General features: G+C 34.3%; 18 protein-coding genes and 4 pseudogenes. 12 read left to right on the top strand and 10 right to left on the bottom strand.

Annotated elements, in window-relative coordinates; all coding sequences use genetic code 11:
- The 5 genes from F6K40_RS24100 to F6K40_RS24080 form a co-directional block, all read right to left on the bottom strand.
- Positions 1-560, bottom strand: a 560-nt coding sequence (locus F6K40_RS24100; RefSeq protein WP_293139632.1) for an NAD(P)/FAD-dependent oxidoreductase, incomplete at its 3' end; no start/stop codon positions are given.
- Between the two features lie 663 nt (positions 561-1223).
- Entirely contained in the window at positions 1224-1667 is a 444-nt protein-coding gene (psbQ, locus tag F6K40_RS24095) for a photosystem II protein PsbQ (RefSeq protein WP_293139631.1), read from the bottom strand.
- 322 nt (positions 1668-1989) lie between these two features.
- Positions 1990-2784 carry an SDR family NAD(P)-dependent oxidoreductase gene (locus tag F6K40_RS24090; RefSeq protein ID WP_293139630.1) on the bottom strand — a complete coding sequence of 265 codons (795 nt, stop codon included), beginning with the start codon at positions 2782-2784 and terminating at the stop codon, positions 1990-1992.
- Positions 2785-3661: 877 nt separating this feature from the next.
- Positions 3662-4510 carry an alpha/beta fold hydrolase gene (locus tag F6K40_RS24085; RefSeq protein ID WP_293139629.1) on the bottom strand — a complete coding sequence of 283 codons (849 nt, stop codon included), beginning with the start codon at positions 4508-4510 and terminating at the stop codon, positions 3662-3664.
- Between the two features lie 2048 nt (positions 4511-6558).
- Positions 6559-7302, bottom strand: a complete 744-nt coding sequence (locus F6K40_RS24080; RefSeq protein WP_293139628.1) for a serine/threonine protein kinase — start codon at positions 7300-7302, stop codon at positions 6559-6561.
- A gap of 396 nt (positions 7303-7698) precedes the next feature.
- Here F6K40_RS24080 and F6K40_RS24075 point away from each other — a divergent pair.
- Positions 7699-8181 (top strand): annotated as a pseudogene (locus F6K40_RS24075) (Uma2 family endonuclease).
- An 858-nt stretch (positions 8182-9039) separates the two neighbouring features.
- Here F6K40_RS24075 and petA read toward each other — a convergent pair.
- Both petA and petC read right to left on the bottom strand, forming a co-directional pair.
- Positions 9040-10017, bottom strand: coding sequence for a cytochrome f (gene petA, locus F6K40_RS24070; protein ID WP_293139627.1), 978 nt, complete (start codon positions 10015-10017; stop codon positions 9040-9042).
- A gap of 149 nt (positions 10018-10166) precedes the next feature.
- Positions 10167-10706, bottom strand: a complete 540-nt coding sequence (petC, locus tag F6K40_RS24065; protein WP_293139626.1) for a cytochrome b6-f complex iron-sulfur subunit — start codon at positions 10704-10706, stop codon at positions 10167-10169.
- Between the two features lie 301 nt (positions 10707-11007).
- On the opposite strand from petC, the gene F6K40_RS24060 reads away from it, so the two are divergent.
- The gene (locus tag F6K40_RS24060; RefSeq protein ID WP_293139625.1) at positions 11008-11325 is read left to right on the top strand and encodes a DUF3067 family protein; all 318 of its coding nucleotides are present in this window, start codon (positions 11008-11010) and stop codon (positions 11323-11325) included.
- Between the two features lie 21 nt (positions 11326-11346).
- Here the strand turns inward: F6K40_RS24060 and F6K40_RS24055 are convergent, their stop codons facing one another.
- A complete protein-coding gene (locus tag F6K40_RS24055; protein WP_293139624.1) occupies positions 11347-11682 on the bottom strand; it encodes a tRNA-binding protein in 336 nt (111 codons plus the stop codon).
- Between the two features lie 331 nt (positions 11683-12013).
- Here F6K40_RS24055 and F6K40_RS24050 point away from each other — a divergent pair.
- The 4 genes and pseudogenes from F6K40_RS24050 to F6K40_RS24035 all read left to right on the top strand — a co-directional run.
- Positions 12014-12328: pseudogene (locus tag F6K40_RS24050) on the top strand (winged helix-turn-helix domain-containing protein); the annotation flags it as partial.
- A gap of 375 nt (positions 12329-12703) precedes the next feature.
- Positions 12704-13296, top strand: a pseudogene (locus F6K40_RS24045) (transposase); the annotation flags it as partial.
- Positions 13297-13779: 483 nt separating this feature from the next.
- Positions 13780-15252: a mechanosensitive ion channel domain-containing protein gene (locus F6K40_RS24040; RefSeq protein WP_293139623.1), complete on the top strand. Its 1473-nt coding sequence runs from the start codon at positions 13780-13782 to the stop codon at positions 15250-15252.
- Positions 15253-15540: 288 nt separating this feature from the next.
- Positions 15541-15714 carry a hypothetical protein gene (locus F6K40_RS24035; RefSeq protein ID WP_293139622.1) on the top strand — a complete coding sequence of 58 codons (174 nt, stop codon included), beginning with the start codon at positions 15541-15543 and terminating at the stop codon, positions 15712-15714.
- 1129 nt (positions 15715-16843) lie between these two features.
- On the opposite strand, the gene tatC is transcribed toward F6K40_RS24035, so the two are convergent.
- Positions 16844-17722: a twin-arginine translocase subunit TatC gene (gene tatC / locus F6K40_RS24030; RefSeq protein WP_293139621.1), complete on the bottom strand. Its 879-nt coding sequence runs from the start codon at positions 17720-17722 to the stop codon at positions 16844-16846.
- A gap of 1052 nt (positions 17723-18774) precedes the next feature.
- Between tatC and F6K40_RS24025 the strand changes: the two are divergent.
- From F6K40_RS24025 to F6K40_RS24015, 3 genes and pseudogenes are all read left to right on the top strand, one after another.
- Positions 18775-19557: pseudogene (locus F6K40_RS24025) on the top strand (CHAT domain-containing protein).
- 740 nt (positions 19558-20297) lie between these two features.
- Entirely contained in the window at positions 20298-20567 is a 270-nt protein-coding gene (locus F6K40_RS24020; RefSeq protein ID WP_293139620.1) for a hypothetical protein, read from the top strand.
- Between the two features lie 19 nt (positions 20568-20586).
- Entirely contained in the window at positions 20587-21135 is a 549-nt protein-coding gene (locus F6K40_RS24015; protein ID WP_293139619.1) for a DNA-binding protein, read from the top strand.
- An 863-nt stretch (positions 21136-21998) separates the two neighbouring features.
- Here the strand turns inward: F6K40_RS24015 and F6K40_RS24010 are convergent.
- Positions 21999-22994 (bottom strand): NAD(P)H-dependent glycerol-3-phosphate dehydrogenase, encoded by a 996-nt coding sequence (locus tag F6K40_RS24010; protein WP_293139618.1) that lies wholly within the window; start codon positions 22992-22994, stop codon positions 21999-22001.
- A 999-nt stretch (positions 22995-23993) separates the two neighbouring features.
- Between F6K40_RS24010 and F6K40_RS24005 the strand changes: the two genes are divergently transcribed.
- From F6K40_RS24005 to F6K40_RS23995, 3 genes are all read left to right on the top strand, one after another.
- Positions 23994-24503 carry a hypothetical protein gene (locus F6K40_RS24005; protein ID WP_293139617.1) on the top strand — a complete coding sequence of 170 codons (510 nt, stop codon included), beginning with the start codon at positions 23994-23996 and terminating at the stop codon, positions 24501-24503.
- A 281-nt stretch (positions 24504-24784) separates the two neighbouring features.
- On the top strand, positions 24785-25675 hold the full coding sequence (locus F6K40_RS24000; RefSeq protein ID WP_293139616.1) for a hypothetical protein: 891 nt from the start codon (positions 24785-24787) through the stop codon (positions 25673-25675).
- A gap of 14 nt (positions 25676-25689) precedes the next feature.
- Positions 25690-26139: a DUF2996 domain-containing protein gene (locus F6K40_RS23995; RefSeq protein ID WP_293139615.1), complete on the top strand. Its 450-nt coding sequence runs from the start codon at positions 25690-25692 to the stop codon at positions 26137-26139.
- Positions 26140-26605 lie beyond the last annotated feature (466 nt).

Raw genomic sequence — 26605 nt, 5'->3', positions numbered from 1 at the left:
TGTTGAGAAATAGTTTTATATTCGGCAACTGTGACTCCAAAATGAAACTTGACACCATTTTTTTCAGCAGCTTCGACTAAAGCTAAAGTTAACTCAACAGGGTTAACTTGTAAATCTTGGGGAGAATAAATAGCTGCTGTTACTTCGGATGTTTCGATCTGGGGGCAGCGATCGCTCAGTCGTTCCACATCCCACATTTCTAATGGCAAACCGTCTGCTTCCCGAATATCTATTAATCTTTGCCATTTATCCAGATCGTCCCCAGGCAAACACAACTGTAAAATACCTTGGCGGTTATGGGGAATAGGGCGATTTATTTTTGCCTCTAACTCAGGAATTAGACTGTGATAAGTTTCCACGCTCATTCGCCTCATTTTCCAAGGTCTGCCTTTAGCTTTTTGACTAATGACTCCCATCAAAACACCCAAAGCAGCACCCGTAGATGCAAGAGCAGGCATTTGTTTATCTAAAACTGTAATTTTTAAACCTTCTATTTTGCTGAGTTGATAAGCGATCGCCGCTCCAACTATTCCACATCCAATAATTACTATATGACTCATTTTTTTTAGGAAGTAGGGATTCAATAATTAATAATTAATAATTAATAATTAGGGTTTGCTGATGAAATATTAAGTCCTTTTCAGGTAAAAGTTTCAGGCTTTTTAGGTCTTGAAAAAAATTCAAGCTTTTAGGTCTTTTCGGTTCAAAAATGAGCATATTTTGGGCAGATCAAGACAGAAAAATTGACGAACAATTCTTACTCCTACCTCCTCGCTCATCCCCATTTCTCCAGTATCGAGTCTCCAGTATCGAGTCTCCTACCCTTACTACAATACTTTTTCAGCAAACCCTAATTAGGCGTTGCTGAATCAAGGTATGAAAATAAAAGTTGAACAATCTCAAATATTTGTTATTCAATAGTTTAGCAATTACCAAACAATACAAATCATACCCACGCATCAGCAACGCCAATAATTAATAATTAATAATTACCTCTTCTTATAACGGATAGGATTGACTAAAAGGATTTTTTTTCTTGAAATAGAAGGCTTTATACGTTAATTTTTCGATAAAAATTTCTGAAAAAACTGTAGGGGTTTGGTTTCCAAATCCCATTTTTGCTTGGGTTTGGAGACCAAACCCCTACTAGAAAATTTTACAACCTAATTTAGCATTGCTATAGTTTTGACTTTAGCTGAAAGCTGATAGCTGATAGCTGATAGCTATTTAATTTTTGGCACTAAACCTAAGAAAGTGTCAAAATCAGCTACTGCTTCTTTGTACTCACTGATAGCTTGCTTTTTATTCCCTTCTGCTGCTGCTACATCAATATCCTGCAAGTCCCCAAATACTTGTTTTGCTGCATCCAGCACAGGTGTTTTGTCTTTTGGTAATAATAGACTTTGGGTCAGATAAGTAGTCTTACTCCGTAAATCTCCTAAAGGCCCGTGGATAAATGTACGCACGTTTACCCAATCTTCCTTTTTAATTAGGCTTTTTAGTTCACCCATGCGATCGCGCAAACCTTGTATTCCAGCAGCAGACAGTTCTATTTTCTGTAATTGAGCATCTGAGTAGGTTGGCGGTGGTGTGGGAGAAGCACAACTTGCCAAAAATGTCACTAATAGTGCCATTACCCATGCTACTATCGACCGTTTGTTTAACATAATCCCCTTTTATTTGCCAAAGCTAATTTTAGTATTCTATTCTTAGATTTAAGATGGAAATGACCATTTTGGCAATAGGCATTAACGAAGTCAGTAGGGGCGAACGGCCGTATAGCTTTACGGCATGGACTTCGCAAGGGCGCCCCTACAGAAGTAAACCTACCCCTAACCCCTCCCAGGAGGGGAAGTAGGGGATTTGAGCCGCGCTCCAAAAATATTTCGCCTTAAAAGGCAAGGTTTTAGACCCAATCCTGTTTGATAATTTACCAATTGATAATTAGAGATACTTTTCATTATTCATTATCCATTATCCATTAATGAATTACTTATTTTGCTGAAAACTTTTAAACTGTTTTTCTACTAGATTAGCTAAAGTTTCTCGTGGTAGGAAACGAGAAGTATTAACAATTACTTGATTGAAAAATCCTCCTGTAACAACATTAGATTGATTTTTTTCTAATGCTTGAAGAGCATCTTGTACTACTTCTTCTGCAGAGGTCAATTTTGGCTTTGAAGTTTCTCCAGCAGACTCTGGAAATTCTGCTTTCTGGAAAAAATCTGATTCTGTAGGTCCAGGACAAAGAGCTAATATCTTTACTCCTGAATCTTGATTTTCTGCCCACAAAGCCTCACTAAAACTCAAAACAAATGCCTTAGTTGCACCATAAACAGACATATAAGGCAGAGGTTGAAATCCACCAATTGAAGCAACATTAATAATTCCACCGGACTTGCGTTGCTGCATTCCTGGTAAAAATAAATGTGTTAATTCTACTAAAGCAGTAATGTTTAATTGAATCATATTTACTTGCTTTTCTAGAGGTCTTTCGGCGAAATTTCCATAGTCACCAAAACCAGCATTATTAACTAATAAATCTATGGTTAATCCTTTTTGTAAAACTATTTCAAATACAGATTTTGTTGCTGCTGGTGCTGTTAAATCTTGAACTATTACATCGGTTTGAATTTGATATTTATTCTGCAAATTATTTGCTAATTTTTGTAGTTTATCTTCCGAACTAGCAACTAATACTAGATTGGTTTTTCTCACTGCTAATTCTTGAGCAAAAGTTTCACCAATTCCAGAAGAAGCACCTGTAATTAATGCAGTTTTCATTTGGCTTAAAATCAGATGTAATTTCTATATTTTTGTCAATTTATTATACTTCAAAATTCTTGTTCCTAGCTACGATATTATTTCCAGTAATCCTATGATATTTAAGAACTGGTATCACGATCGCTGGTATGCTAAAGTTCCATTATGGGAAATTTGGGCGTTGGTAAATCAAGAGATGAAACTTTAAGAATAATCTGTTTGTGATACCTCTAAATATCTGACCAAAGTAAGTGATAGGTCTGACCCCTAGTAGAAAATCATCTTAGCAATTACCAACGCCAGTTTTTATCAAAAAAATTGGGTCTAAAACCCCGCTTTTTAAGGCTAAATCTTTTTGGAGGGTTGCTCACGCATCCCCGTTACAAAAACAACTTCTCTAGGGGCGAATGGCCATTCGCCCCTACTGACTTCTGAATTCGTTAAATGGTGCATTTCAATATATGCAAAAATACTTTTTTTCTATTCCCTATTCCCAGTTAAGTTTTCCCTAAAAGCGATAATTTTTTGGCTTTCTTCAAAGTTGAGATGCACCCTTTTTATAGCTTAAGTTAAAAGTTAAATTTGTGGCTTGATATTACAGCAGTTTTGGAGTTTATGAGGTACAAATTTTTACGAATTTAGGAAGTAGAGATTAATATAGCGTTTCTCAGACTAATGAGGTACACCTATCTTTATTTCTATTCTATTCCCTAAAACCTATTCCCTAAAACCTATTCCCTAAAACCTATAATTTTCTACCTCACGCTTTTTGGGAATTGCTATATTTGACATTATTTAAGTGAATTAGTACAAGTTAGACGGGAATAATTTTATGTTTAAAACCCGCCTTTAGGGTATTAATAATTCTAGAGGTTATAAGAATTAAAATAAATTCTTTCTAAATTTCTTTTTGCCTCAAAAATAATAGAAGTTCATCTATAATATTTCCTGACCAATGTTCTTGGGGATAATGCGCTGCTTCTGGCAATTTAACTAACTTTCCATTCTCACAAATATTAGCTAAATTTTCTGCTTGACTAACATCCAACCAAGGGTCTTTTATTCCCCAAATAATTAATGTTGGTTGCTGCCATTCTTTAAAGCCAGATTCAATTTCTGTCATTGATTTTTTTAAGTCTAATTTTTGCACAATTGCTAATATTGCTCTACCAGCAGCAGAACTTTTTAGATAAGGACTACGATAAATTTCTAAATCTTCATCAGCAACTATTAAACGACTTCCTTTTTCTAAAGTTCTATCCACAAATAGAGGGTCTTGAGTCAGCATATCACCAACAAAAGGTATTCCTAATTGTTGCATTTGCCAAGGTAATTTTGCCGCAGTAGAAAGAGGAGTATTTAAAATAGTTAAACGTTCAATTTTTTCTGGATTTCGTAAGGCATATTGTAAACCAACTGAACCTAAAAATCCTTGCACAACTAGATAAAAACGCTCAATTTCTAAACTATTAATTAATTCTCCTAAAGCCTTAATAAAAGCTTCTGGTGTGTAAGGAAAATCTCTTTTATCTAGTTTAGGAGACAAACCACAACCTATCCAGTCGGGAGCGATCGCCCGATAACCTGCTTGAGCTAATTCAGGCATAATTACAGTCCAACTATGGCTTTGAGAAGGCAATCCATGTAACAGTAAAATTGGCAATTTATCTGTTTCCTTATCTGGTTTAGCTTCTCTATAAAACCATTCTAGGGAACCGACTGTTATATTTTTTTTCTCAATTGACATTTATGTTATTAATTTTTTCACTAGATTAACTTGAGGATTATATCATTATTATAGGGAGAATTAATGTGGATGGGATTAAACTACTTTTTTTGTCGGAAAAATAACTACTTAGAAAACATAGTAATCTGCGGATAGGTTTTAACATTTTATCCTAGGGGTTTGGAGACTAAACCCAAACAAAAATGGGATAAAAAGATAGTTTTTTTACTGTTATATTTTTTTCTAAAATGACATTTATTTTATTAATTTGTTGGCTAGATTAGTTTGACGATTATATCATTTTATTGGAATAATTGATGTGGATAGGATTAAACTAATTTTTTGGTCGGAAAAATAACTACTTATCAAACATAGTAATCTGCGGATAGGTTGTAACATTTTATCCTAGGGGTTTGGTCTCCAAACTCCGACTCAAATGGGATGAAAAGATAGTTGTTTTTATGAATGGGATTAAACTAATTTTTTGGTCGGAAAAATCACTACTTATCAAACATAGTAATCTGCGGATAGGTTTTAATATTTTATCCTAGGGGTTTGGTCTCCAAACTCCAACTCAAATGGGATGAAAAGATAGTTGTTTTTATGAATGGGATTAAACTAATTTTTTGGTCGGAAAAATCACTACTTATAAAATATAGTAATCTGCGGATAGGTTGTAACATTTTATCCTAGGGGTTTGGTCTCCAAACCCAAACCAAAACGGGATGAAAAGATAGTTGTTTTTACGAATGGGATTAAACTAATTTTTTGGTCGGAAAAATCACTACTTATAAAATCTAGTAATCTGCGGATAGGTTGTAACATTTTATCCTAGGGGTTTGGTCTCCAAACCCAAACCAAAACGGGATGAAAAGATAGTTGTTTTTACGAATGGGATTAAACTAATTTTTTTTCGGAAAAATCACTACTTATAAAATCTAGTAATCTGCGGATAGGTTGTAACATTTTATCCTAGGGGTTTGGTCTCCAAACCCAAACCAAAACGGGATGAAAAGATAGTTGTTTTTACGAATGGGATTAAACTAATTTTTTTTCGGAAAAATCACTACTTATAAAATCTAGTAATCTGCGGATAGGTTTTAATATTTTATCCTAGGGGTTTGGTCTCCAAACCCAAACCAAAACGGGATGAAAAGATAGTTGTTTTTATGAATGGGATTAAACTAATTTTTTGTCGGAAAAATCACTACTTATAAAATCTAGTAATCTGCGGATAGGTTTTAATATTTTATCCTAGGGGTTTGGTCTCCAAACTCCGACTCAAATGGGATGAAAAGATAGTTGTTTTTATGAATGGGATTAAACTAATTTTTTGTCGGAAAAATCACTACTTATAAAATATGGTAATCTGCGGATAGGTTGTAACATTTTATCCTAGGGGTTTGGTCTCCAAACTCCGACTCAAATGGGATGAAAAGATAGTTGTTTTTACGAATGGGATTAAACTAATTTTTTGTCGGAAAAATCACTACTTATAAAATCTAGTAATCTGCGGATAGGTTGTAACATTTTATCCTAGGGGTTTGGTCTCCAAACTCCAACTCAAATGGGATGAAAAGATAGTTGTTTTTACGAATGGGATTAAACTAATTTTTTTTCGGAAAAATCAGTACTTATAAAATCTAGTAATCTGCGGATAGGTTGTAACATTTTATCCTAGGGGTTTGGTCTCCAAACTCCAACTCAAATGGGATGAAAAGATAGTTGTTTTTACGAATCATTTCATGTTGCTATAGTTATATGAAATACAAAAAATTGTGCTATTTAAAAATCTTACTATCCGTTATCTCTCTATCAATCTTTAGTAGCAAACACTAACGTATTTCATATTAGTTATTCAGGGATTAAGATATTAAATCCTTTCTTGAAATACCACTTAAAATTTGGCAACTCAGGATTTGGAATGATATAGCTTTAAGCTATCATATATCAGCTCAATTCAAAACTATTTTAGTTGATACAATAATTTTTTTTGTTCTTCAAGACTTTCCTGAAATCTTATAAATGTTTCAGGAAATTCCTCATTTCAGCAACTAACCATTCTTTGGTTATAATATTACTTCTAACCAATCTGCAAATTCTGGTGAAATTTCTACACAAGAACGAAAATCTATTTTCATTCTTTTTTGAGGTAGTTCATCTGCGAAACGATGGGTTAATAAATACAATAAAGTTCCACCTAAACTATATAAATCTGAAGCACAATAAGATTTTCCTCTTAACTGTTCGGGAGGCATATATCCAATAGTTCCTACAAAGGTTCTACTGAAAGATATTGTCTGACGATAAATATCTTGAACTGCTCCAAAATCCACTAAAAATATTTTTCCATCAGGTCGTAAAATAATATTTTCCGGTTTAATATCTCGGTGGATGATTGGTGGATTTAATTGATGTAAATAACTCAGAATCTCTAAGATTTGAATTGCTACTTGTTTAACTTGGGTTTCTGTCGCATGCCAACCTTTTTCCACCCAAGTTGCTAAGGAATTTACCGACACTAATTCACGAATTAAATAAAACCATCTATCCGACTTTGTATCAATATAAAAATAATTCAAATATTTGGGAATTTGAGGATAATTCAAATTAGCAATAACTTTAACTTCCCTCTCAAAAAGTTCTAATATTTTCCAGTCTTTTGCTTGTCGTAAAGAAACAGCTTTAACTGCTACTCGCTGATAATTTGTGAGGTCTTCTGCCTCATAAGTAATTCCCATTCCACCTTTTCCCAAAGCAGTAACAATTCGATATCGTTGAGCAATAATATTATTAAGTTCATGTAGAGTCATTTTTCTTATCCTATATAAAAATATTTGCTGTTTTTTGATCTGTCAAATTTTGATTAATCCAATAATTTTTCTTCTGCTTTTTTGAGACTTTGCTGGAATCTTAAATTTTGTAGAAAATCCGCAATTTTAGCAATTAACCATTTTTGAATCCCTACTTGTTTACGGATAAATGAAAGTTAATAATTACAGGAAATTCCAAGTATGTAATGTAAAGATATTAACGTTCAAATCTCTCCAGTGTGGGTATCTTCCCCGCTAGTAGTTTAGCTGACTAAGATTACATTAGCTATATATGAAGTCTTTACATAAAATTAAGTGTATATTTATCATTGGAAGTAAAAGGTAAGGAAAATTAGCAGTAAAATAAACAAAAAAAATCTGAGGAAATAATATCTAATGGTGACACAAATCAAAACTGAAAAATTCTATTCTCCAGAAGAATATCTTTCTTTAGAGATTGACTCAGAAGAAAAACATGAATATATTAATGGTGCAATTATTTCTATGACAGGTGGTACTCCTAATCATAACAAAATAGCAGGGAATTTATATGCAGAGTTAAACTTGGCGTTAAAAGGTCAACCATACCAAATTTTGATCACAAATTAACGACTTTGGATTCCTATGGAAAAAATCTACACCTATCCTGATTTAATGGTAATTGAAGGTGAATTACAATTTCAGGAAGGAAGGCGAGATACTCTCACTAACCCTGTAATTATTGCTGAAGTTTTATCAACATCAACTGAGGGTTTTGAGCGAGGTAAAAAATTTGCTTCCTATCCCACAATTCCCACTTTTAAAGAATATATTTTAATTGAGCAATATACGATGCAAGTTGAACAATTTACTCAAACAGAATCCGGGCAATGGTTATGATCTGAACATCGAGGAGAAGATAGTAAATTATCTCTAAAATTTATTGATTTTGAGATTAATTTATCCGATTTGTATGACAAAGTTAATTTTGATTAATGTACCTAATGTCTTAGGTTTCTTTCCTCAACCTAACCTAATGAATTCTGAAATTCTCTAGTATTACTTCACCATTTTTAGTTGAATAAAAAATCATGCACATAGCCGAACGAACCCTTATAGTTAGATAGTATCATCATTTTTTGGGAAATGCAATAGCAAAACCTTTAGAATTATTTTTAGGAGCTTCCCAGAATGCAAAAAGCTTCTATAGAAACCCTAAGCGTATCTAGTAAGATCGTGAGTAGGGGAGTAGGGGAGTGGGGGAGTGAGGGAGATGAGGTATTGGATAATATGGGAGTATTTTTCTTTCTCGTATTGCCCTGATTCCACATAAGATTCCACTCTTCAAAAATCAAATCAATTATTTCCCCCTACTCCCTAGGAGCTACTCCCTACTTCCTCTTTTCTAGAGATTCTAAATGGTTTCTTATAGATATCAATAAGAAAGTAGGAGAAATTTTTCAATCTTTTCAATGTATTGCCTCTACTCCACTCCCAACTCGTAACTCAAAAATTTTGAGGCAGGTAAAGATAACAATAGATTCTCCAAAAATTAAAAATAAAATCAATTCTTATCAATAAATTATCAATTAAGACCCCCCTGTTCCCTCCTGTTCCCTCCTGTTCCCTATTCCCCATTCCCTGTTCCCTCTTTTATATAAATATCAACAGGAGCAAAGCTTCAGAAATAAAGTTGCACCTCCACTCCTAATGCTTTGCTCCCCATCAATCAATTTTGAAGGGAAAAACTCAGATAACCTAGAAATTCATTTCGGCAGCTTGAACTTTCTCCACTTGTTTCTTCTTCAAAACCAACATAATTTGAGCCAGCATAACCAATGCAAAGAATGCCATCAACCATTTAACCCGACTCGCATCTTGGAGTACAATTTCAGCATCTGTTTGACCAAAACCACCAACATTCGGATTATTCGTAATAACCTGACCTGCTTCAACACTATCTCCTACAGCAACCAACAGTTCAGGACCAGGAGGCACTATATCCACAACAGTCTCACCATCAGCAGTTTCAATAGTGATGGCATTACCCACATATTCCTCAAAACTAATATCAGTAATTGTACCACTAGCAGCCGCATTATAAATAGCGTTATTGCTCTTATTACCAGCAGGATAAACCTGACCGCGACCTCGGTTACCTCCAGCGTGAATGGCATATTTACCAAAGTGGATAGATTCATCTGTTGCTGGATCTGGAGACAAAATAGGGAATACAACCTCTTGGTATTCATCCCCTGGCATTGGTCCAAATAAAAGAACATTTTCTTGCTCTTCAGAATAAGGCATGAAGTAAAGATCCGCAACCTCTTCTCGCCACTCTTCAGGTATTCTATCTTCTGGTGCAATTTTGAAGCCTTCAGGCAACATCAATACAGCACCTACATTTAAACCACCTTTACTACCATCTCCCAATACTTGTTCCACACTCGTGTCATAAGGAATTTTAACAATGGCTTTAAATACTGTATCTGGTAATACAGACTGGGGTACTTCTACTTCCGTAGGTTTAGCACCAAGGTGACAGTTAGCACAGACAATTCTACCTGTAGCTTCTCTAGGAGTTGCAGGAGCAGTTTCTTGTGCCCAGAATGGATAGGCATTTGCTGCCGGAGAACTTGTGATAAATAGTGATATGGAGGCGATCGCTACTAACATTGTCTTGGCGATCTGCTTAAAAAAACTTCCCCACATAGCTGATAAATTTATTTTTGACATTACTTATTTTATGTCTTCTCTCAAAAACTTCTACAAATATGACGTTATTTCACCGTTAACCGCAAAGAGTATAACGGTAGCTCTCTCAACATCACTAAAGAGCTTTTTACTTTCATGGTATGGTTGCTGAGCAATCAAAAATTTCTTAATTAAACCCACCAAGGATCTTCCCCAGTGCGGAAATCTGTTTCTTCCCATTGAGTAAAGACCAGTTTATCATTACTAACATTCGCATGAACTAATGCTAGAGATAGAGGTGCTGGCCCCCTGACTACTTTTCCTGTGTTGTCGTACTGAGAGCCATGACAGGGACAAATAAATTTATTCTCACTACCATTCCAAGGTACAACACACCCTAGATGAGTACAAACTGCATTTAACCCATACTCAGCTAAGGTTTGGTCTCCTTCGATCACTACATAAGTAGGGTCTCCTTTCAGTCCTTGGGCTAAAGTTCGTTCTCCAGGGTTGTGAGTGGCTAAAAACTCACTGACTATAATATCGTTACCAAGGGCATCTTTAGCTGTTACTCCACCACCAGCTCCACCACTAGATGGAGGAATAAAGTAGTTAACGACTGGATATAGGGCTCCGAGGGCTACCCCTGTTACAGTCCCAAAAGTGAGAAGATTCATAAATTGGCGACGCCCCATATCGGGTACATCTGGTGTTCCTTGTGCTTGAGCCATGAATATGTTAGGTGTTTTTTGTGAATTTAGGTTTCTATTTGTGAATTGCAGACAAAAATATGATTGCTGTTAGCCTGCGACTACGGACAACTTGACCATCTTCTATTAGATAGATAGAACAATTCTGCCTTAAGGCCGTTTCATAATTATTACATTGTTTTAACATTTACTCTTATTATTAAGAAATGTAAATATTTGCCAGGGGTTTTGGATTATTTACTTACTAGAGAAAAGGTATAAAATCATATCATAGTTTTATTGTGAGATAAACTAAATTCAATAGAAAATTTTAGGTGTGGATATGACAGGTGAAGAATTACACCAATTATTATTGGCAAAGTGGGGTAAGTCTTATGATATTCAACTACGACGGACGAAGGGCAAAATATTTGTGCAGGTGATGTGGAAGTATTTGGAACAAGTATCCTTTCCCATGACACAAGCAGAATATTTGGCTCACCTAGAAGCCATAGCTACCTATATAAATGGTTTTGGTGGTGTAGAAACTGTTAAAAATTATATTGAGAATACAAAGGAAAGACCACGGTTAGGCAAGGCAGTTAGTATCCCTTTGGATTTAGGTGAGAGAGCTTCAGAATGGATGGTAGAAGAATTTTGATGTAACCAGAAAATCAAAACCCTACAAAATTCTTAAACCTATGGGAACATCTCGATCTGGTTGTACTAGGGCAACTTCTCCATCTTCCATCACTACTCCTAGAACCAAAACTTCGGACATAAAATTAGCTACTTGACGTGGAGGCAGATTTGTGACTGCTAAAATTATTTTGCCCACTAAATCTTGGGTTCTATAGAGTTTTGTTAATCCAGCACTAGATTTTTTCATCCCCAATTCACCAAAATCTATCCAAAGTTTATAAGCTGGTTTTTTGGCTTGAGGAAATTCTTCTACAGTGATAATTTTTCCTACCCTTATTTCTATATCCTGAAAATTATTATAAGTAATTTGACTCATTTTTTCATCTTCCCTCAGTCATATTGAATAGTATTAATTAGTTTATAGCTAAGAAAGAATTGACTCTTGGCAATTACTGATAATAAATCTAAGACTAGGAAATGTTTTTCTGACTGTTCCTAGTTAAGTGTTTCCTATTCCCTGCTATAGTATTTTCAGTATTTAATACTAATTTCATAAAATATTCCAGAGGGTCATTTCAGTTATCAGTTATCAGTTATCAGTTATCAGTATCTCCTGGAATAGGGAGGCTAGGAAAATACTGCATTTGATTTTCTATAGGTCTAGTTCTCGCCATCCCTCGACCGCTTTTTTATCCCTTCAAAAGCATGTTTCTCGCAGTTTTATTAGTCAATGGAAAAATCAAGCACTGTTTCATGGCGTAGAAAGTTTAAGACTTCAATATCAAAGAAGAAAAAGTTACTTAGATTCCTTAGAAAAAGAGAAAATAATTGAGTAGTTATAGGGCACAAGATGATTTAAGATTGTCAGACTTGCACAACTATTTACAAAAGCAATGTGATGTAGTTTTTTAGTCTAACCAGAATTATTATAGCTTACTGAAAGCAGCGGAAATAAGTTGAAAAAAACTCAAAAAAAGAATCCCGCTAAAAATGATGAATTAGTGAAAGCTAAAAAAAAGAAATAGAGGATAAATTGTTCATTAATAGATAATGGATAATGGATAATGGATAATGGATAATTACCGAAAAAATCAGGTTTAAAGCCTCTCACTCGCCGTGGAGAAAAAAGCGGTCGTTTCGACTAAGAGCCGACATGAAAAGCGGAGCTTCCCGTAGGGTGGGATGGATGGGTTACCGGCGCCATATCCAATCGACCAAGAGAAGAAAAAAAATTCCTTTTAACCAATCCTATCCGTTTTTAAGAAGAGGTAATTATTAATTGTTAATTATTAATTATTGAACTCTCCCTTTTAGGGAGAGGATTGACGCTTAAGGAAAAAAATTATTTTTTTCCCTTTATTGGGGAGCCTAACAAAGCTGAATTATTTAATTATTTAATTATTAATTATTCGGTAAAGTTGCAACCGGAAATAGAATCTGGAAACCTCGCATTTTTTATGATTGATTAATGTCATTTGCTATGGGGCAATCTCTTAGGTTATGGTTGTGTATAAACAACTCAAAGAACAGAAAGACCGATTAAAACTGAAAAGGAAAGACAGACTTATTATGGAGCTGATTATTATCAAACAAAGGAATTTATTGTTCAAGAATATTCAAGTGGCAATACTGAAAATACCATTAAATTTATTAAATATTTGGAGCAGCAAAGACCGAGAAAAAGATTAGTAATATTTTTGGATGGATAAACTCCTGCTTAATTATCAAAAATTTCGATAATATTTAATTGCAATTAATCAAGATTTACCAGAAGAGGAATGGTTGATAAATTGTATAAAATTTTATCCGAACACCCCGGTCAAAAAAAACGTTGAATATATTTGGTGAAAATCCAAAAATTTTATCAGACAATTTGATTGTATTTGCAGTTATTTTAAAATAGTTAAATGGCTATTTAAGTTTTTTGCGCTCTGGTAAAATATTCGACTTTCCTAAACTTTTTAAGTATGGAATGTTGCCACAAGCAACTGAGGATTCCTATAGTAGTTATCTTATTTATAAGATACATTTTTTTCTTCTTCTCTGTTCCTTGTTTCTATAGCAATCATATTTCAGTTGTAAGATTTTAGTGGTAATTAGGAGTTAGGTAGGGGAGTCATCGGATTAGCGACCTACACTCAGAATCTAAAATAATTTTGATTTATTTTAGTTGTGCTTAAATTCTATCAAAATCATTCCTGATTGCTATAGTTAAGTGTTTTCTCGAAGTCTTCAATATCTTGCAACTTAAATAATCTTGCTATAGTTAGCAAAATTGTTTCACAATTAGCCCTTATTCGATCATTTATTTATATCTAAAGTTATCTATTTAAGAGAACCAATATTAGCAGTAAAATAACTAAATATAGAAGCAATTTTAAGATTATGTGATGTTTATAAAATACCTTTAGGAAAAAAAAATCAACAGCAAAGGCTATTTTATCTGACCTATAAAAAAAATTATGTGAAAACTATGAGATGGATATTTATAGAAATAACAAATATATGGAATTTCTTAGTGAAAATATTTCAAACAGAGATATTTGAATTAGGGAATCAATCATTCTCCATTAACAGTATTACTGAAATAATTTTCTCAATAATTTTAGTAGTATTCCTCTCCCGTACAATAAAAAAGTGGATGAATGAATGGATATTAATTAGTCTAGGAGTCAAAAAAGGTACAAGAGAAGCGATCGCCACTATTATTAATTATATAATTACAATAGTTGGAGTTTTAATAGTTTTACATAACACAGGTATTGACCTAACTTCAATTACTGTGATTGCTGGTGCTTTAAGTATTGGTATAGGTATCGGACTTAAAAATATTATCAGTAACTTTATTAGTGGTTTAACAATTCTGATTGCTCAACCAATTAAAGTAACAGATTTTATCGAAGTTGATGGTTTATCAGGGATAGTAGAAAAAATCTCTATCCGTTCAACTATAATCCGTACTATTGATAGTATTTTTGTCATTGTTCCTAATAATTATCTGGTAGAAAAAGATATTATTAACTGGAGTCATAAAGACCCAAGATGTCGTCTACATATTCCTATTGGAGTTGCTTATGGTAGCGATACAATATTGGTAACAGAAGCACTTTTAGATGCAGCTAGAAAGGAAAAAAAAGTCTTATCAAATCCTTCACCTAAAGTTTGGTTTCAAGGGTTTGGAGATAGTGCTTTAAATTTTGAACTATTAGTTTGGATTAAATATCCAGCTCTCACAGACAACATCAAAAGTTCTTTAAATTTTTTGATTGACTCAGAATTACGTTCCCGGAATATTGAAATTCCTTTTCCTCAAAGAGATTTACATATTCGTAATATTAATGATTTAATTACAAAGCATCAAAAAGCAAGGTTAACAACCGTTGAAGAAAATAAAATCAACCAGTCAATTTCTCTAGTAAAAAATCAATCAAAGACTAAATATAAAGGTTCAGAATTGAATTTACGAGATTTATTACGACAGATTAGTTATTTCAGGAATTGTAATCATATAGAACTACGAGATGTGATTGAAAATGGATATAGAAAAATTATTCCTAGGAGTGAAATAATCTGTAGAGAGGGAGAAGCTGGAGACTCCTTTTATATTATACTTTCTGGATCAGTGGAAGTATTTTCAGAAAAAGCTGATAAGTATATTACGACTAGATATCCGGGAGAATTTATTGGGGAAATTTCACTAATATTAGGGGTGACTAGGACAGCTAGTCTTCGTGCTATAGAAGATACAATTTTATTTGTAGTAGACCAAGAAAACCTACAAAATCTCTTGGCAAAACATCAAAGACTAGCAGACAAAATTTCTGAAGAATTATCCCAACGTTTAGAGACATTAAAAAACTTAGGACTATTGCATGAAGAAACAACCTCTCAAGAAACAGCTTTGGTTTGGGTAAGGAACCGAATTTATACTTTATTTGGCATCTGAAATAAGGAGTCAGGAGACAGAATTCAGTAGTCAGAATATTCTACAAATACCTATGTAGGGTTTTCTCAAAAAGTATGATCCAAACGTTTAGAGACTTTGAAAAAATGCGGATTATTGCACGAACAAACAACCTCTCAAGAAACAGCTTTGGTTTGGGCAAGGAACCGAATTTATACTTTATTTGGCATCTGAAATAAGGAGTCAGGAGACAGAATTCAGTAGTCAGAATATTCTACAAATACCTATGTATGGTTTTCTCAAAAAGTATGATCCAAACGTTTAGAGACTTTGAAAAAATGCGGATTATTGCACGAACAAACAACCTCTCAAGAAACAGCTTTGGTTTGGGCAAGGAACCGAATTTATACTTTATTTGGCATCTTAAATAAGGAGTCAGGAGACAGAATTCAGCAGTCAGAATATTCTACAAATACCTATGTAGGGTTTTCTAAAAAAGTATGATCCCAACGTTTAGAGACTTTGAAAAAATGCGGATTATTGCACGAACAATCAAACTACCTCCTAGATAAAGAGCAACTACCGCTCCACCCAATAAACTTTGAGTCAAAGGGTCAGTTGAAGGAGTTAAAACAGCTCCTCAAACTACATACCCTAAAAATACATATTTCCCAAAAAAGAAGATTTTTTCAGAACTGAATATTCCCACAATACCTAATAATCATTTGCCAAATTCCACAGCAAAAATCATTAACTTTTACTGCCAGTTCGATAACTACTAATAGTTCACTCAAAGCCGGATTTTTTATTTGCCAATCAACCTAACAATCAAACTACCTCCTAGATCAAGAGCAACTACCGCTCCACCCAATAAACTTTCAGTCAAAGAGTCAGTTGCAGGAGTTAAAACAACTCCTCAAACTACATACCCTAAAAATACATATTTCCCAAAAAAGAAGATTTTTTCAGAACTGACTATTCCCACAATACCTAACAATCATTTGCCAAATTCCACAGCAAAAATTATTAACTTTTACTGCCAGTTCGATAACTACTAATAGTTCACTCAAAGCCGGATTTTTTATTTGCCAATCAACCTAACAATCAAACTACCTCCTAGATCAAGAGCAACTACCGCTCCACCCAATAAACTTTCAGTCAAAGAGTCAGTTGCAGGAGTTAAAACAACTCCTCAAACTACATACCCTAAAAATACATATTTCCCAAAAAAGAAGATTTTTTCAGAACTGACTATTCCCACAATACCTAACAATCATTTGCCAAATTCCACAGCAAAAATCATTAACTTTTACTGCCAGTTCAATAACTACTAATAGTTCACTCAAAGCCGGATTTTTTATTTGCCAATCAACTTAACAATCAAACTACCTCCTAGATCAAGAGCAACTACCGCTCCACCCAATAAACTTTCAGTCAAAGAGTCAGTTGCAGGAGTTAAAACAACTCCTCAAACTACATACCCTAAAAATACATATTTCCCAAAAAAGAAGATTTTTTCAGAACTGACTATTCCCACAATACCTAACAATCATTTGCCAAATTCCACAGCAAAAATTATTAACTTTTACTGCCAGTTCGATAACTACTAATAGTTCACTCAAAGCCGGATTTTTTATTTGCCAATCAACCTAACAATCAAACTACCTCCTAGATAAAGAGCAACTACCGCTCCACCCAATAAACTTTGAGTCAAAGGGTCAGTTGAAGGAGTTAAAACAGCTCCTAAAACTGCAGAGCCTAACAATACATATCGCCAACCAGAGAACATTTGTTGAGAACTGACTATTCCCACAATACCTAACAATAACTGTAGAATTGGAACTTGAAATGCTAATGCCGTACTAAACATTAATAACAATACAAATTCAAAGTATTTTTCAATTGACCAGGCTTGCTCTACTACTGCCGAACCATAACCAATAAAAAATTTCAAAGCTGCTGGTACAATTGCAAAATAAGCAAATAGTAATCCCAATCCAAATAAGACTGTAGAACCTAAGAAAATCGGTCCGAGAAATCGTCTTTCTCTAATAGTTAAACCAGGTAGAACAAACTTAACTATTTGATAAAGAATAAACGGACTTGCTAAGAGAAGACCACTATACCCAGCTACTTTAATAGTCACAAAAAAGTATTCTCCTGGAGCGAGTTGTAAAAATTTCACCCCTTGAGCCGGAATTTCTAGAAATTTGACAATAGGTTTAGCTACAACAAAGCAACTAATAATAGCTACTACTACTGCTATTAAAGAATAAAATATCCGCATCCGTAACTCTTCGAGATGGTCAAAAATAGACATCTCAACTTCATCGGGAACTTGATCAAGATAATCATTTTCTTCTAAATTTTGGCGATCGTCTAAGGGTGGAGAAGCAATATTGCCCACTTTACTATCATTATCAGACTTAATTTCTGCCTCTTTTAAACTTGTAGGAGTTAAATTATTGTTATTTGAATCCTCTGGAGGAGTATTAATTTCTGGAGGTGTCATTTCAGTTATCAGTTATCAGTTATCAGTTATCAGTACCTCTGGCTGAAACAAGTGCCTTGGAATACTGAATCGAATATTTTTTTCATTCCCTTTTTAGGGAACGCTTCAGACCTAATTTTTTGGTCATATTTATTTGATATTTTATACTAATTATACATACATAAAATTTCTTATTTCCCATAATGTAGACCATTGTACAGAAATTATTCAGCAAATTAACCTTCTTATACTTTTTTTTTCTATAAATTAGGTAAATCAATCCAACTATAGCAATCATATTTCAGTTGTAATATTTTAGTAGTAATTAGGAGTCATAAGTCATAATATAAAAGGATTTTGATTGCTATTAATTGTTGTTAAAACATCTCATCAATCATTCCTGATTGCTATATAAGGAAAGCTATCCGAATTAGAATTTTATTACTTACATAATTTACACAAACTGAATTTTATAGCATTTCTCAAGTTACTGAAATGCAGTTGTTTTTCTTGTTTTATATTCCCTATTTCCCAAATTACACTACCTACTTCCTAAAAAAAACAAATTTTCTACATTACCGATGTGGTAGTTGCTATAACTTATTGAAGCTTTGCTTTTGAATTTATGTATTTTTTTGAATCCTCAATTTTAAAGATCAGGAAAACACAAAAGCTCACTTCTGACGCAAACAGTAAAATTCCTATAGAACTCCTAAGCGTATTTTAACCTTGATTAAAATTTTGAGGCACTCTGTCAGGATTTCCATAAAGGGAATCAGAGAAAAAGGTGGAAAAATATTCCCATACTTCATAATTATCAATATCAGTCTCTTCTCACTCTCTTTTTGGTATATTTGTCCGCGTAAAAATTTGAGACACACCAAGTTTGGAGTGGATTGAAGTAATAATAAAAAAATACTTCAATACACCCCATATCCCTATCCCCCAAATCCACTTCTATTTTTAAATAGACCCTAAATAAGTTTTATATTGAAGCCATCCATAAATTTCAGACTGAATCATAATTTATAAAGTTAGAAAAAAACAGGAAGTTAAATTATGTTTAATCATAGATGGAAGAAAAATATAATTTTATCCTTTCTATTTATATTAGTCTGCTTAAGCACCATTACCTTAAATATTATCCTATTGAGTCAGAATTGGAAAAGCAAAAAATAGATACTATTCTTTTTTGTTTAAGACCTGGTTTACACAGTTTACCATTATCCTCATTACATGATGGAGAAAAATTTCTCATAGAAAAGTATAGTGTTACTCTGATTCCCGCTTTTAATATGATTAAAACTGACTATAATCAGAGAAAAAATCTGCAAGTATTAGGAATGGGAGCGTCAGAATTTATCGGTCATCAATCTCTACCTGCTGTACCAACAGAATTAAAACAAATCACACAAAAATCGTGGCAAGGAAAGTCATTTATTAACCAGGATTTTACAATTTAAAATTTACAGTAGCAACGACAAAAACAGAAATTTGGAATTATTCATTTAGCTACTCATGCTGAATTTAGGTCAAGCAAACCAAGTAATTCTTATATTCAATTTTGGCAGAAAGAAAAACTAGAACTAGATGATATAAGAAATTTGAAATGGCATCAACCAAAAGTAGAACTATTAGTTTTAAGTGCTTGTAAAATTGCAGTGGGAAATAAACAAGCAGAATTAGGTTTTGCCGGGTTAGCCGTGCAAGCTGGAGTGAAATATGCTCTACCAAGTCTTTGGTATGTTAGTGATGTGGGAACTTTAGCTTTAATGAATGAGTTTTATCAACATTTTCAAAAAATTCCACTCAAAGCTGAACCACAAATAGCAATGTTAAAAGGGAAAGTAAGTTAAAAAAAAGGCAAGTTATATGGTTCTAATAGTCGAGTAAAATTGCCAAAATAATTAGCAGAATATACAGATAAAAATTTATCTTATCCCTATTATTGGGCAGCTTTTACTATTATTGGTAATGCTTGGTAATATCTAAATTTTTAGCGTTCGACAATTTTAGGATATGACCGGAAAATTGCTTCTCAAGCCTCGCCCATAAGCAGACGACTTTTTAGTTGGTTTTGTTTTACAGCAGTTTTCCTGCATGGTAGACCACAGTAGGGACGTTCCATGGAACGTCCCTAAAACGTTTTGCTTGTGAAGATGTGGTTCATCAATTTGAAAAGCGCTGTAATAAATAAGCTTTTTTTGAACTAAACTAATAGATAAGTTAAAAATTAATTATCAGTTTCTCCTATGGCCACTTTTGCCTCCCTCTTATTAGTAGGTCTATAGTGTAATATTATTTTTTAGTCACTTATAATCAAAAATCATTCCGAAGCACCTTTGAAAAACCTGGCCAATCCTAGACATTTTTAGGAATTGTCTCTCAAAGGTTGCAGATTAAGTCTTAACTGACTACGTTGGCAAGTCACGACCATCATAAGTGAACTCCAGCTTATGTGCTGGTCGCTCTAAATTAAGGACAGCGTTTAATAGCGCCAATCGGAAGTAGGTTTTGTACCGATAGTGTTTAGAGCATCAACAAGCCTGGCCAACATGATCGAGGAACACTTTACTGAAAAGGACCAGACACCACAATGTCTAACACCAATTACGACCCCATCAGGTACAACCCACTAAAACCGATAAAAGGTTGGAATAGTGGAGACTTAGCCTTGAATATTGAAACTGGAGTTGTAGGTAGAGTTAATCCTCGCTCAAAATCAAATAGTTTTAATTTCACAGTCCCTGGACAGAAAGCAAAAAGTGTTCATGTAAGCAAATTAAAAGTTGTACATAAAAAAGACGGTTATATCTATACATTTGGTCCACAGTTGTCCATAAATGTCGAGGAAAATGCCGTCTAAAACTTAACAGTTTAGGCCCATGTCAATTGGAACAACAGAAGCAGCATTTCTTTTAAATATTTCTACCGCAAGATTAAGACTACTTCTCAAACAAGGTAGAGTTCTTGGAGCAGAAAAACAAGGCAGATTTTGGAAAATTCCTCTCAATGGTCGAGGAATGCCAGAAATCACCCCTGGTCTTAGAGGTCCACAAGGTACTTGGAACAAAGGACAGCGTACAGGCAATACCTTTATTCATATTGTACGAAAGGTAATTGACGCTAACCGAGACGACGGTACCAGTGACCCAGCTATTTCCGTTAAGCAAGGCGATCGTAATGATAGATGCCACGAAGCTGAAATAGTAGGCCCTTGCAAAATCGTCTACCGACCTCATAAACCAAATCGTAGTCAGGCTGGCGGAGCTAGGCTTTGGATTGAGGTCGAACCTCACGTTAAAATTATCCGTAAAATCTTCCCAGATTGGGAACCGTCGGAACCACCTACTGAACCGGTTGAAGCTTTGCCAGAACCTAGCGGTAGCTGCATCGCCACCGAGCATAACTTCAAAGCTATTGGTGTAGCCTAGCCTCAACTTTCCTAAATTTTTTTGTTTTACTGCTACCGTTCTAGCGATCTTTATTGTTAGAGTGAAGTATTATCATGTCTGTACTTTAGATGAGTCCTGAAAAAATTTGAGCATTAGGAATAAAAACTTATTTTTTTGAAACTACAAAACTGGAATTGCAGAAATTTTCCCTCTTTTATATCACAAATATATATCGAATCTAAAAATAGAAAATTAATTTAATTACTAATCTGCAATACTTTAGGCCATTAACTCAAAAAAGACTAAATTATAAAAACAAAATACACATCATAGTCTGATTTAGTGTTATACTATTTTTAAAAAAGAATGGTACAAATAATTAAGATAACTAAAGTAGTTTCAGTCATATACAACCCACAATTTTAGTCTTGACACGGCAGTAGTCAGAGTAATTGTCCCTCAATTTTTCTCCTGTTGTCTACTACCCATCCTCGGTTTTTGCACCTCACGAGAACCAAAAATGGGTACTTTGTTCGACCCCAAAAAGGCTTTAACCTTTATCTGTAAATGCTTTTATCTTTAATCAGCAAACCCTAATTATATGAAAAAGTCAGAAATCAAGAGGAAAAGAAAATTACAAAGGAGTTAAAAGGAGTAATTGTTTCTTACTCTTTCTGTAGTTGTCTCCAACATCCTAACTTTTTCGTCACTCAGGCTTAAAAATTTGCACTTTTTTTGGCTTCCAGAAAGCACTTCAGTCAGTCCTTTTAGAATTAATCAGCAAGCCCTAGTATTGTCAATTAAATTATCAATTACCTCCCCCGCCTTCCCTATTCCTTAGATGTCTATTTACTGCTAAAAATAGTTCAAATATTTGTGGCAAATATTCATTACCCTTGATATTAAAACTCTGCTTTTAAATCTCTTCCCATTAAAGCTTCCACAGCTTCTTCGGGAGTAATCTTACCATTCAATAATAAAAAAACTTGACTAGAAATAGGCAGAGAAATTTCCTCTCGATTAGCAATATCAATCAAAACATTCGTAGTATTAACACCTTCAGCAGTACCAGGTAATTCCTCTAAAATTTCCTCCAAACTTTTTCCCTGTGCCAAACCATAACCAACCCGATAATTTCTACTCAAAGAACTACTACAAGTTGCCAACATATCTCCTAAACCAGATAACCCAAAAAAAGTTTCAGTTTTTCCTCCTAAATGAGTACCAATACGAATAATTTCTGTCAAAGCGCGAGTTAATAAAGCTGCTTTAGCGTTAGTACCAAGTTCCAAACCATCACAAACTCCACTAGCAATAGCAATAACATTTTTTAAAGTTCCACCTAACTCGGTACCTATTGGATCAGAACTACTATAAACTCGAAATAAACCAGAAGCAAAAATATTTTGTACCGTCGTTGCTGCTGCCTTATTTTTACTAGCAACTACCGTTGCACCAGGTAATCGATCATTAATTTCTTTTGATAAATTAGGACCAGATAAAACTACCACATAATTATTAGGAAAATTAGCTTCCCAAATCTGAGAAGGAGTACGAGTTGTGTCTGGATCTAATCCTTTTGTAGCAGTAACAATAATTACTTTTTTTGGTAAACCAATCTTTTGAATTTTCTCAGCAGTTTCATTAATTCCTTTCATAGAAATTGCCGAAACTATTATATCAACATCCTTTAGTACCTGTTCTAAACCTATATTTAAGCGACGAGACCACAAATATATTTCATGTTGATTATGACTTGCTAATTTTGCTAAAGCTGAACCCCATGCACCTGCACCTAGAATTGCTAAAGTTGCTTTTTGAGTTGATATTGGATAAGCAGATTCTAGAGTTTTAATAACTTCTCTTCTTTTATCAGCTTGAGATATTTTATTGATCATAATTATTGATTTAACCTATTACTGAGTTTTGATACCAAAATTCGGTTATAGCAATTCTCAGGTCTGAGTGAGGTATAAAATTTGTTTGTTTTAGGAAACAGAGAATAGGAAAAAAGAAAGAAGTAAAGAAAAAAGAGAAAAAACAACTGTATCTCACTATCCTGAGGAAGGCTATATTATAGACTACTTATCTAAATTGCTAAATACTTTTCAGACACAGGCGTGAATTTTTTTTTCAATATAGTCATAATTTTAATATAGTCATAATAAGATAAATTTAATCCAATATTGCTACAGTTATCGAACAACTTGGGAAAATAGAAAAAGAAGTATTTTAAGAATTAATAATTAACAATGATGGTGTGCTGAAAAAAATATTTTGGTAAGGATAGGAGTCAGGAGTTAGGATTTAGGAGTTAGGAAAAATGGAAATTATAGAGCAGGAAGGAGGAAGAATTGTCAGAGTGATTTTTTAACCCTTTTCTACCCAAAATGCTAACTTTTTATAGCTCTGAGCAACCGAAAAGCTTGCACTTTTTTTCAGTCTAAAAAAGCTCAAGTCTTTAGATATCAATACTTTAATAATTAATCAGCAAGCCCTAATTACCTCTTCTGTAATAGAAGGATTGGCTTAAAAAGAGTTTTTTCCTTATTGCTCAATCCTCTCCTTAAAAGGGAGAGGTAATTATTAATTGTTAATTGTTAATTGTTAATTGCTGAATTAGCCATATCCAATCGACTAAGAGAAAGAAAATTTCGGATTTTCGCACGCCTCCCTATTGCAGGAGGTACTGAGCGCTAATAACTGAAATGACATCCTGCTCCTCCATAAAACTAAGACTAAGGAATGAGGATTTTATTATCTAACAAGAGTTATATTGAGTTTACCCCCAATAAATATAGTTCCCTAGGCCATCCGAAAAAATTAAGTAAACACGAATCGTACAATTTTAAGGCAAAATTGTAAGAGAAATCTCAAATTTATGAGGAGAGATAAAAATGACAATCAGTCGTCGATTAGGCAAAATAATAGCCCCAATATTCATCTGCTTATTACTACTAACATCTGCTTGTGGTGGAGCTAAACAACCCAGTCGTTTTGACCAAGCCCAACAACAAAGCAAAACAGAACGTCCCTCCCAAGCCAAACAAGTATCAGGTGGTAGTCTAAACAAATACTTCCCATCATCAAGTAGCGGCTATAAACTCAACTATGCTCAAGAGAAAAAAGGCTTCGCTCAAGCAAGTCTTAAAAAAGATGGCAAAGAAGTAGCAGTCATCTCTATCAACGACATCTCTGCTTCCCCCACTGCCGCCAACAAATTCCAAAATAGCAGCAAAAAAATCGGAGGATATCCAGCAGTTCAACAAGGTAAAACAACCACTGCAGTATTAGTAGATAATCGTTTTCAGGTAAAAGCCCAATCAAAAGACCCGTCATTTACAGCCAGCGATCGCGAAGCATGGCTACAAAAATTTAATCTGAGTGGTTTAGCTAGTTTCAAATAGAAAAGAGGGAATAAGAAATAGGAAATAGAGGAAAATAATTGATAATTTCTGTACGATAATTAATTTGATTTTTTATTGTTGGAGATGTCTAATAAAAAAATCTTGCCCCAATACTTAAAAAAGCCTCTTCCTCTATTTACTTTTAACTTTTGACTAATAAATTAGGTCAATAGCTTCCTCAGTCAAGGGGATAAAAAAGGAAATTTCAGATTTTCTGGCCTGTGGCTTTAGCCAAAGGTGCTGATCAATGATAACTGACAATAGAAATTAAGGAGTCTCAAATGAGCAAACCAATATTTGAATTAGTAGATGAGCTGCCCGCTGACAATATTACAATTAAAGCTTTACGCGCCCTAGACTTTATTGTTCCTGGAGAGTGGGATAACTTAGTAGGATTTGAAAATACCATCCGCACTGTAACAGGGGAAGACGACGAAGACCTAATCCAACAAATAGGCGATCGAGCTGTAATTCTCTTCAATGACAAAGCTCAAGGATATCAACGTGCTTTGTGGCTATACCAAACTGTCAGTGGAGCAGGTCGTGCTTTAGGAACAGCAACCCTAGCTAATATGGTTGGAGATAAAATACCTCTGGTCGGAGGTTTGTTAACTAGCCTCACTCCTAAACCAGGAAAAGCCCAAACTATCGATCTATCTCTAAAAGTAGTTGCAGAATTATTAGGTTTCTGTTCCATCAATGGCATTCCAGGAGATAGTATTGGAGATTTTGTCGGCGCTCTCGGAGATTATAGCGGAGAATCTTTAATGCGGTTAGCAGCCTTAGTTTGTTTTGATGGTTTAATTCCTTTAGGGCCAGACTTTCTAGCTGCAGCTTCTGACTGGATTGGAGGGCTTTCCTCCTCAGACTTAGAAGAAAACCAAGGTTTCCGAGAAATGGAAGATGCTATTCCTGGCGATGATAAAGATAGTAAATTGGGCTTTATTGGGGAAGCTTTTGGTTCTGTTTCTGGTTGGATGGGAGATTTTGTCAGCGATCGAGGCATTACACCTGAAAATGTGGCCAATAGCTTACAAAGTTTCGTAGAATTTAGCGATGATAAATTGGACTATTTGGCTGCATTCCTAGATGTAAGTACCAATTATTATGAACATACAGGAGTTCAAACATTAGCTCGTCGTTTAATAGAACGAGCTTATGCAGAAATTTAATCAAGGAAGCGTTTATGGCAGAAGAACAAGAAGCTAAAAAAACTGAAACTCAGCCTGCTGGAGGCAAGGTCAAAAAAGAAAAGCCTCCTGCTGTGGAAGATAAACCTTTTGCTGACTTTGTACAGCAAGATTATTTGCCAGCTTTACAGGAAGCTCTTACCAAAGAAGGTATTGAGGACCTCGATCTAAGTCTAGTCAAGCAAAAATTACCTATGGCTGGCTTTGGTTCATCTGAAGAATGCTGGCAAATAGTTGGTAAATTTAAAAAAGGCCAACGTCAGTTTAATGTCTATTTTCCTAAGATAGATATTAAAGGCCCTAGAGCGTTCTCCTGTGCTGATAATGGAGCTAAACCTGCGACTTTAGAACCTTTTTTAATTGATGAACGTAAAATTACTCTGAGCTTATTGGTATCTGGTGTAGTTCAACGCTTGAATGCTCAAAAGTGGCTCAGTTTAAACTAGATATTTAACCGAATGTTGGGCAGAATTCCCTATCCTTTTATAAGGAATGACTGCCCAACCAAAATATATAGCAAAAGGCATTTATGCTTAGGGAGTTAACTGTAGCAGATAGTTACTAAATCTATAGAAAAATATTCCTTGACTTAGTTTTAATTAAGTGTTACCTTAACGGGGTGAACTACAACACCCTCTATCCCATTGCTAAAAGCGTTTGGGACTACTTTTCGTAATATATTTAAACTTCCATTGACATCGGCATTGTATTTGACACCATTTGAAGCTTGATAAAGTCCTCTTTTCACTCGCTTACCACTAAATCTGTGTTTGACACCTTTTTGATAAACTGGTAAGTCGTCCCAGTCTAAAAAACTAGCTTTTGATGTTATATTTCATTTAATTATTACTTTGATTCCTACTAATTTGGCTTTGTACTTTAGTTGTTCAATTAACTTAAAAAAAGGAATTT

It is taken from the genome of Okeania sp. SIO3I5 (assembly GCF_010672085.1).
Classification (GTDB): Bacteria; Cyanobacteriota; Cyanobacteriia; order Cyanobacteriales; family Microcoleaceae; genus Trichodesmium.
The sequence above is the reverse complement of the archived record's forward strand: the minus strand, read 5'-3'. Positions and strand labels throughout refer to the sequence as shown.

Excerpts from the sequence above, each read along its gene's own strand:
- psbQ (WP_293139631.1), bottom strand. The coding sequence starts at position 1,667 with ATGTTAAACAAACGGTCGATAGTAGCATGGGTAATGGCACTATTAGTG.
- F6K40_RS24090 (WP_293139630.1), bottom strand. The coding sequence starts at position 2,784 with ATGAAAACTGCATTAATTACAGGTGCTTCTTCTGGAATTGGTGAAACT.
- F6K40_RS24085 (WP_293139629.1), bottom strand. The coding sequence starts at position 4,510 with ATGTCAATTGAGAAAAAAAATATAACAGTCGGTTCCCTAGAATGGTTT.
- F6K40_RS24080 (WP_293139628.1), bottom strand. The coding sequence starts at position 7,302 with ATGACTCTACATGAACTTAATAATATTATTGCTCAACGATATCGAATT.
- petA (WP_293139627.1), bottom strand. The coding sequence starts at position 10,017 with ATGTCAAAAATAAATTTATCAGCTATGTGGGGAAGTTTTTTTAAGCAG.
- petC (WP_293139626.1), bottom strand. The coding sequence starts at position 10,706 with ATGGCTCAAGCACAAGGAACACCAGATGTACCCGATATGGGGCGTCGC.
- F6K40_RS24060 (WP_293139625.1), top strand. The coding sequence starts at position 11,008 with ATGACAGGTGAAGAATTACACCAATTATTATTGGCAAAGTGGGGTAAG.
- F6K40_RS24055 (WP_293139624.1), bottom strand. The coding sequence starts at position 11,682 with ATGAGTCAAATTACTTATAATAATTTTCAGGATATAGAAATAAGGGTA.
- F6K40_RS24040 (WP_293139623.1), top strand. The coding sequence starts at position 13,780 with ATGAGATGGATATTTATAGAAATAACAAATATATGGAATTTCTTAGTG.
- tatC (WP_293139621.1), bottom strand. The coding sequence starts at position 17,722 with ATGACACCTCCAGAAATTAATACTCCTCCAGAGGATTCAAATAACAAT.
- F6K40_RS24020 (WP_293139620.1), top strand. The coding sequence starts at position 20,298 with ATGTCTAACACCAATTACGACCCCATCAGGTACAACCCACTAAAACCG.
- F6K40_RS24015 (WP_293139619.1), top strand. The coding sequence starts at position 20,587 with ATGTCAATTGGAACAACAGAAGCAGCATTTCTTTTAAATATTTCTACC.
- F6K40_RS24010 (WP_293139618.1), bottom strand. The coding sequence starts at position 22,994 with ATGATCAATAAAATATCTCAAGCTGATAAAAGAAGAGAAGTTATTAAA.
- F6K40_RS24005 (WP_293139617.1), top strand. The coding sequence starts at position 23,994 with ATGACAATCAGTCGTCGATTAGGCAAAATAATAGCCCCAATATTCATC.
- F6K40_RS24000 (WP_293139616.1), top strand. The coding sequence starts at position 24,785 with ATGAGCAAACCAATATTTGAATTAGTAGATGAGCTGCCCGCTGACAAT.
- F6K40_RS23995 (WP_293139615.1), top strand. The coding sequence starts at position 25,690 with ATGGCAGAAGAACAAGAAGCTAAAAAAACTGAAACTCAGCCTGCTGGA.